Source organism: Streptomyces sp. NPDC006997, assembly GCF_040635175.1.
Classification (GTDB): domain Bacteria; phylum Actinomycetota; class Actinomycetes; order Streptomycetales; family Streptomycetaceae; genus Streptomyces.
Window position 1 is genome coordinate 321,943 of sequence record NZ_JBEYHH010000003.1, and the last position, 7,322, is coordinate 329,264.

Consider the following 7,322-nt stretch of genomic DNA (forward strand, 5'->3'; position numbering starts at 1 on the left):
GTGGCGGTGCTGCGCGGAAAGGCGCGACGCGGCCAGGGGGCGCAGCGCGGGCACGGGACGGACCGTACCGCGGACGACCCGCTGGACGCGGCTCAGGAGCGCCGGGTGCGGGCGGTGCTCGCACTGGGCGGGGTGCCGCAGGCGGACCTGCCGGACGGGGTGCAGCAGGTCCGCCTGCGGCTGCTGGAGCGGGCCGCGAGCGGCAGGGAGGCGCCGCGCGACGTCTCCGCGTGGGCGGCCGTGGTCGCCTCCAACCTCGCCGTCGACTGGCACCGTGCCAAACGGCGACAGGAGCGGATCGGCGAACGGCTCGCCTCCCTGCGCCAGTCGGCGCACCCCTCGGGCGAGGACACCAGCGTGCTCTCCGTCGCCGTGGCGCAGGGCCTGGACGAACTGCCCGACGCCCAGCGGCAGGTCGTGGTCCTGCGCTTCTACGCCGACCTGCCGGTGCGCTCCATCGCCGAGGAACTCGGCATCCCGGAGGGCACGGTCAAGAGCAGGCTGCACACGGCGGTCCGGGCCCTGCGCGTCCGGCTGCACGAGGACGAGGTGGTGTGACGTGTCCGTCGAACACGACGGCTACGACGGCGGCGACGGCGGCGACCGTGGCGACCGAGGTCAGGACGGCCACGCGGCGCACGCGGCGCACGCGGACCACGCGGACCACCCGGACCACGCGGCCCCGGACCCGCTGCTCGCCCTCCTCACCGACGAGCCCCTGCCCGCCGACGCCGACACCACGGCACGCGCCGAGTACCGGGCGGCGGCGGCCGACGTGACGGCGCTGCGGGAGCAACTGCGGCTCATCGGCACGGCGCTCGGCGAGGCGGGACCGGAGCCCGAACCGGAGCCCGCGAAGCGGCCGCGACCGGTGGCACGCCCCCGCCCCCGCCCCCGCCGTCCCCTCACCCTCGCCCTGCGCGCCGCCGCCGTGCTCTGCGCCGCGACCGTCGTCTCCGGTCTGGCGTGGCTGGTGACGCAGGCGTCGCCGGGCGGCGCGGACGACAGCGGCGCCGAAGCCGCCGACAAGGGGGCGGCGGCCGACGCCTCCCAGTCCGCCGCCGGTTACCTGGCCTGCGCCCGGCTGGTCGCCGAGGGCACGGTCACCGACGTGGCCCCGGTCCCCGGCACCGGCAAGGAACGCGTCACCCTGCGCGTGACCAGGTACTACGTCCCGGACGCGGGCCCGGCCGAGACCGTCTTCACCATGGACGAGTCCGTGGACCCCCGCCTACGGGAGGGGCAGCACGCGCTCATCGGCATCCCGAAGGGCGCCGCCGACCCCGACATCTGGACGGCGGAGGAGAACGAGATCGCCCACGAGCGCGCCTGGATCAGCGACGCCCTCCCGGAGTCCCGCACGATCGACTGCGGCTGACGAGCACGCGCACGGAAAAGGGCGGGCGCCCGAACCGGACGCCCGCCCCAAGGCCGTACACCACGTGCTACGGCGTGACCTTCTCGATCCTCACGTTGCCCACGCCCGCGACCGTGCCGCGCGCGGTGAGCAGCTGGACCTGCCCGAAGAACTCCCGCCCGGCGGGGGCCTCCGCGGCGGCCGTGACCGTGCCGGTGACCGTCGCCGTGGCGCCCGTCGCCAGCTCCACCGGCGTCGACGCGTCGACGCTGACGTCGCCGAGGGCGGTGGAGTAGAAGACGTCACGGTAGTCGTAGTCGGTGGAGCCGGACGGCACCCCGTAGCCGTACACCTCGACGGTGTAGGTACCGGCGGCCGGGTTGGCGATGGACACCGACTCCTCGGAGTCGCCGTCGGCGCTCTGGCCGACCGTGTCGCCGTTGCCGTCGTAGACCGTCAGGTCCAGGTCGGCGGCGGCGTCGGAGACGTTGCCGATGACCACGTCCAGCGAGGTGGCGCCCTCGGGCACCTCGACCGTGGTGGTCACGGTCTCGCCCTGCGCGATGGCCGGCCGCTCGGACTTGGCGGAGCCCAGCGGACCGCCCGCCAGCCTGCCGTCGATCGGGGCGGCCTGGTTGGTCACCGTCCAGGTGGCGGTGGCCGGGGTGCCGACCTCGACCTCGGGCACCGTCACCGTCGCCGGGTCGAAGACCGCGCCGAGGACGGTGACGTCGAGGGTGTACGGGTTGTCGAGCAGCGGCGACGTACGGCGTGCCTCGACCTCGATCTCCCAGACGCCGGGCTGCGGGTCGGCGTACGAGCGCACGTCGGGCTTGCAGCCGTTGCCGTCGAGGTAGTTGTTGTAGCAGTACGGCGTGGAGGTGGTGTCGACCGGGACGCCGTACGGGTGGATGGCGATGAACCGGGTCTGGCTCTTGTCCCTCAGCCCGCCGATCGCGACCTCGAGGGTCTTGGCGCCCTCGGGGACGGTCACGAAGTACGACGTGGTGCTGTTGCGCTGCACCGAGCCGGACGTCGCGTACGTGAAGTCGAGCGGCTCGGACACCACGACGGTGTTGAGCACCTGCTTGTCGACGCCCTCGGTCCGGGGGTCGTCGACCTCCAGGATCGCGCTCTTGACGCCCGCCGACCTCGGCGCGGCCTGCACCTTGACGGTCACCGGCTGGTTCAGCGGCAGCCGCACCTCGTCGGAGCCGACGATCCGGAACGTGCCGCCCGCGTTGTTCGCCAGGCTCAGCTCGTGCCGGACCGCGCGGTCGGCGCCGGTGGTACGGGTGATCGTGACGTCGTACGTCTTCTTCTGCCCGGCCTTCAGGCCGCCCTCGCGGTCGTAGACGCCCGTGCCGTGGCCCGGGGTCTTCAGGAACTCGTCGATGGCGGTGTCCACCGGCGCCTTGACCGTGTACTCGTGGGCGGTGGCGCCGTGGCGGATGGCGTGCCAGGCGTCCTCGATGTCGATGAGGCCCGCGCCCTCCTCGTACGCCTGCACACCGCGGATGTGGTCGGCGGTCGACGTCAGGGCGGTGCGCAGGTCGGCCGGGGTCAGTTCGATGCCCTTGCGCTTGGCCGCCGACAGCAGCAGCGCGGAGGCGCCGGTCGCCTGGGGCGAGGCCATCGACGTGCCCTGGAGCATGGAGTAGCCGGGCGGCAGGCTGTAGCCCGCCTCCGCGACCGGGCCGCCGGGCAGCCAGGTCTGGGTGGTGTTGATCGCGGCGCCGGGCGCGGAGAGCGTCGGCGTGAAGCCGCCGTCCTCACGCGGACCGCGCGAGGAGAACGGCATCATGGCGTACTTCTTCTTCACCGCGGAGCCGTAGTTGGCGGCCCAGGTCTCCCTGGACACGGTGGCGCCGACGGAGATCACCTTGTCCGCGAGACCGGGGTCGCCGATGGTGTTGGCACCCGGACCGGAGTTGCCGGCGGAGATGACGAGCTGGACGCCGTACTCGTCGATGAGCCGCGTGTACAGCTCGGCGCGCGCGTTGTTGCCGTCGTTCAGCGCGGGCAGGCCGCCGATCGACATGTTGACGATGTCGACGCCACGGTGGACGACGAGGTCGATCATGCCCTCGGTGAGCGCGACGTTGGTGCAGCCGCCGCTCCAGGTGCAGGCGCGCGAGGAGACCAGCTTGGCGCCGGGCGCCGCACCGTTCATCTCGCCGCCGAACAGCCCGTTGGCGGCGGTGATACCGGCGACGTGGGTGCCGTGCTCGGACTCGATGACACCGATGCTGACGTAGTCGGCCTTGGCCCCCGCGGCGTTGTAGACCACGTCCTTGCGGATCTCGACGACGAACGGAATCCGCTCGGCGACGGCCGTGGCCGGGTCGTCGGTCCCGAAGTACCCGACCTGGAAGCCGTCCTTGTACGGCTTCATCGCCTCGTCGTCGGTGAAGTCGAGGTCGTCGTCGAGGTCGACGCGGACGGTGCCCGCGGCGGCGTCGTAGAGCACGCCCCAGACGTCGTTGGTGTCGCCGTCGCGGTTGAGGTCGCCCGCCATGTCGCCACCGGCGGTCGCGGACTCCGCGAAGTACTGGAACTTGTAGGCGCCCTCGGGGGCCTTGAACGTCTCCGTGCCGAACGCGGAGGTGGTGATGGAGAACGTCGGCCCGGCGACCGAGGTGGTCATCCGGCGCCAGGTGCCGTCACCGTCGGCGACCGGGTCGGTGGCGGTCACCCAGTCGACGATCTTCCGCTCACCGGTCGTCGTCTTCTGGAGCGCGGGGTGGCCCAGGTCGACGCCGGAGTCGAGGATGCCGATGGTGACGCCGCGGCCGTCCGCCTTCGGGTGGTCCTCGACGAAGTCGACGGCGCCGGTCTCGAAGGACGGGTTGTACGGGTTCTTCGCCGGGGTCTTCTCGCCCGGCCCGGGGTAGTTGCCCGCGGTCGGCGCCTTCGGCGCGCCCTTGCCCCGGTCACCGGCCGGGGTCGGGTCGTCGAGCGGGATCTCCTGCCGCAGGTCGATGCCGTGCACCGAGCGCAGCTTGGCCGCCGCCGCGATGGCCGCGTCCGCCCCGCCGGTGGGGACGGTCACCCGGACGTAGCCGAGCTTGTCGTAGGTACGGCCCACCAGGCCGCCCTTGACCGCGTCGAGCTGCTCGGCGACCTGCTCGGTCTCGCCGGGCGCGGTCGCGATCATCATCGTGACCGTCTTGTCGCCGTCCGACTTGGCCTGGGCAAGCAGGTCGGCGTCGTCGGAGCCGAGCTTGTCGTGGGCCGACTTGAGCGCCGGGTCGGCGGCGGCGGGCGGCGCGTCGTCGGCTCCGGCGGCCAGGGCCATCGGTATCGGCCCGGCCGCGCTGAGCGCGGCGACCAGACCTGCGGCGACGGCGACGCGGGCCACGCGTCTGGCGCCCGGTATGGGTTCCCGCTGGGGGGTGGAGGTCATCGGCATCCCTCGAGGTAAAGGAGCGAGTGTGGTCGTCCGGAATGCGACCCCGGATGACCGCTCACCCTTACGCAAGGGATCGGATTATGGGAGGAGTTGACCGAACCGAAACAGATCTATGGGGAAAACCCCCGGTGCGCTTCGACAGGAGAGAGGGGGAATGGCGGGAATCACCCGCATACGTCACCGCCGCCACCCCACCCGGCACGGGCGCGGTGCGGTGCGGAGCGGTGCCGAGCCGCCGGACAGACGCTAACGTCCAGGTCGTGCGCAAGAAGTTGCGGGTGGCGGCCTACGCCATATGCGTCCGCCAGGGCCGGCTCCTCCTCGCCCGCTCACCGGCCGACGGCGGTGGCCACGAGTGGGTCCTGCCGGGTGGCGGCATGGAACACGGCGAGGACCCCTACGACACCGTCCGCCGCGAGGTCGCCGAGGAGACCGGCTACGCCATCGAGGTGACCGGCCTGCTCGGCGTCCACTCCCTGCGCCGCACCCTCCCCCGGCGCCGCCTCCGCTCCGCCCTGGACCACCACGGCGTCCGCCTCCTCTACGAGGCCCACGTCACCGGCGGCGAACTCCGCCCGGAGACCGACGGCTCCACCGACCTCGCCGCCTGGCACGACCTGACCGCCGTACCGGCGCTGCGGCGGGTTGGTCTGGTGGACGTGGGTCTGGGACTCTGGCGGGGCGGGACAGGAAACCCCGCCCCGCACCTCAAAAAGGGCTGATCCTCACTCAACTGGCGTACCTCATGGCAACCCTCACCCCGTGCTCCGGGTCTCGCACCACATGACCCGAACCCCTCAGACACAGCGCCGCGCCCCGAGGCGGACGACCGTGACGGTGGCGGCGACGATCACCGCTCTGGCCGTCACCCTCGCCGGCACGGCCCTCGCCGGCCACGGCACCCACCAGGCGACCCGGGAAGCGGTCGAGGCGGCCGTCGAGGACGGCGTCCCCGGCATCACCCTCACGGCCCGCGACCACCACGGCCGCTGGACCACCACGGCCGGCGTCGGCGACCTCCGCACCGGCCAGCCCCGCACCCCCGCGGATCGCTACCGCGTCGGCAGCATCACCAAGACCTTCGTCGCCACGGTCCTGCTCCAACTGGAGGCGGAGGGCCGCCTGTCCCTGGACGACACCGTGGACAGCTGGCTCCCCGGCGTCGTCCACGGCAACGGCAACGACGGCAGCCGCATCACCGTCCGCCAGCTCCTCAACCACACCAGCGGCCTCTACGACTACACCAGCGATCCCGACTTCGCCCGCGCCCACTTCACCGCCGACGGCTTCCTCGGACACCGCTACGACACCCACACCCCGGCCGACCTGATCGCGGTCGCCCTCCGCCACGCCCCGCACTTCACCCCGGGCGACGGCTGGAGCTACAGCAACACGAACTACCTCCTCGCCGGTGAGGTGATCGAGGCGGTGACGGGACGCCCCTACGGCGACGAGATCCGCGCCCGCGTCATCCGCCCCCTCCACCTGACGGCCACCTCGGTGCCGGGCACCCGCCCGGACGTCCCGGAGCCGAGCAGCCGCGCGTACAGCAGACTGGCGGCCACCTCGCCGACGGGCCGGACGTACGACGTCACCCGCTTCAACCCCTCCATCGCCGGGGCGGCGGGCGAGATGATCTCCAACTCGACCGACCTGAGCCGCTTCTACACGGCCCTCCTGCGCGGCGAACTGCTCCCACCCGAGCAACTGAAGGAGATGAAGACGACGGTCGCGGCCAGGAACGAGGGCTACGGCCTCGGCCTCGCGTCCCGCGACCTGACCTGCGGCCTCCGCGTCTGGGGCCACGGCGGCGGCATCTACGGCTCCCTCACGGAGTCGGCGACGACAGCGGACGGCCGCCACACGGTCAGCTTCAATCTCAACGGTGACTGGACCGGGGGGACGGGGGCGATCCTGGAGGCGGAGTTCTGCGGGGGGTCGCGTTAGCTGCGCCCTCCGCCCTACCTCACCTCACCCTGCCTGATGTGCGCGAGGAACGCGGACCAGGTGGGGAAGGGGAGGTGGAGGACGGGACTGGTGGGGGACTTGGAGTCGCGGATGGCTATGGAGGGGGTTGGACCGGCGACATCGACGACGCCGTCCTGGTCACGTCCGAACTGGTCGCCAACGCCGTACGGCACGGCCGCCTCCCCGGCCACGAACTGCGCCTTGGTCTGTGCACGGAGGGCGGAGGCGGGGACCTGATCGTCGACGTCTCGGACCCGCTCCGACAGTTCCCGACGTTGGACAAGGACCCGGCGGAGGACGCGGAGGGCGGCAGAGGACTCCTGGCCGTCTCCTCCATCGCCACGGAACTGCACTGGTTCCTACGCCAGGACGTCGGCAAGACGACGGTACGGGCCCGGTTGGCACAGTGACCCCGGCCTACAGGTCACCGTGGGGGCCGCCCGCTTCTTTGCCAGGGTCGTGCTTCCGCGTCCCGGCCTCAAGGGCGCTGCGCTGTCGCTCCGCGTCGGCTGCGCCGATCGGCCTGCGGCCGACCCTTGACCCCGGGCCGCTCCAGCACGGGTGAGAAGCGCGCGGGCGGCCCGG

Annotated in this window: 7 protein-coding genes; 5 read left to right on the plus strand and 2 right to left on the minus strand. The window is 72.7% G+C overall.

What is annotated here, in order from left to right; genetic code table 11:
* A complete protein-coding gene (locus ABZ659_RS04620; protein ID WP_360213346.1) occupies nt 1-558 on the plus strand; it encodes a sigma-70 family RNA polymerase sigma factor in 558 nt (185 codons plus the stop codon).
* A gap of 1 nt (nt 559) precedes the next feature.
* Nucleotides 560-1,378: a hypothetical protein gene (locus ABZ659_RS04625; protein ID WP_360213348.1), complete on the plus strand. Its 819-nt coding sequence runs from the start codon at nt 560-562 to the stop codon at nt 1,376-1,378.
* 67 nt (nt 1,379-1,445) lie between these two features.
* Here the strand turns inward: ABZ659_RS04625 and ABZ659_RS04630 are convergent, their stop codons facing one another.
* Nucleotides 1,446-4,763 (minus strand): S8 family serine peptidase, encoded by a 3,318-nt coding sequence (locus ABZ659_RS04630; protein WP_360213350.1) that lies wholly within the window; start codon nt 4,761-4,763, stop codon nt 1,446-1,448.
* Nucleotides 4,764-5,029: 266 nt separating this feature from the next.
* On the opposite strand from ABZ659_RS04630, the gene ABZ659_RS04635 reads away from it, so the two are divergent.
* A complete protein-coding gene (locus tag ABZ659_RS04635; protein WP_360213352.1) occupies nt 5,030-5,491 on the plus strand; it encodes an NUDIX hydrolase in 462 nt (153 codons plus the stop codon).
* A gap of 61 nt (nt 5,492-5,552) precedes the next feature.
* Nucleotides 5,553-6,716, plus strand: a complete 1,164-nt coding sequence (locus ABZ659_RS04640; RefSeq protein WP_360213354.1) for a serine hydrolase domain-containing protein — start codon at nt 5,553-5,555, stop codon at nt 6,714-6,716.
* A gap of 14 nt (nt 6,717-6,730) precedes the next feature.
* Here the strand turns inward: ABZ659_RS04640 and ABZ659_RS04645 are convergent, their stop codons facing one another.
* Nucleotides 6,731-6,835: a DUF397 domain-containing protein gene (locus ABZ659_RS04645; RefSeq protein ID WP_360213414.1), complete on the minus strand. Its 105-nt coding sequence runs from the start codon at nt 6,833-6,835 to the stop codon at nt 6,731-6,733.
* Between ABZ659_RS04645 and ABZ659_RS04650 the strand changes: the two genes are divergently transcribed.
* The gene (locus tag ABZ659_RS04650; protein WP_360213356.1) at nt 6,791-7,147 is read left to right on the plus strand and encodes an ATP-binding protein; all 357 of its coding nucleotides are present in this window, start codon (nt 6,791-6,793) and stop codon (nt 7,145-7,147) included. The two genes, ABZ659_RS04645 and ABZ659_RS04650, sit on opposite strands and share 45 nt — an antisense overlap.
* Nucleotides 7,148-7,322: the final 175 nt, after the last annotated feature.

Excerpts from the sequence above, each read along its gene's own strand:
- ABZ659_RS04630 (WP_360213350.1), bottom strand. The coding sequence starts at position 4,763 with ATGACCTCCACCCCCCAGCGGGAACCCATACCGGGCGCCAGACGCGTG.
- ABZ659_RS04640 (WP_360213354.1), top strand. The coding sequence starts at position 5,553 with ATGACCCGAACCCCTCAGACACAGCGCCGCGCCCCGAGGCGGACGACC.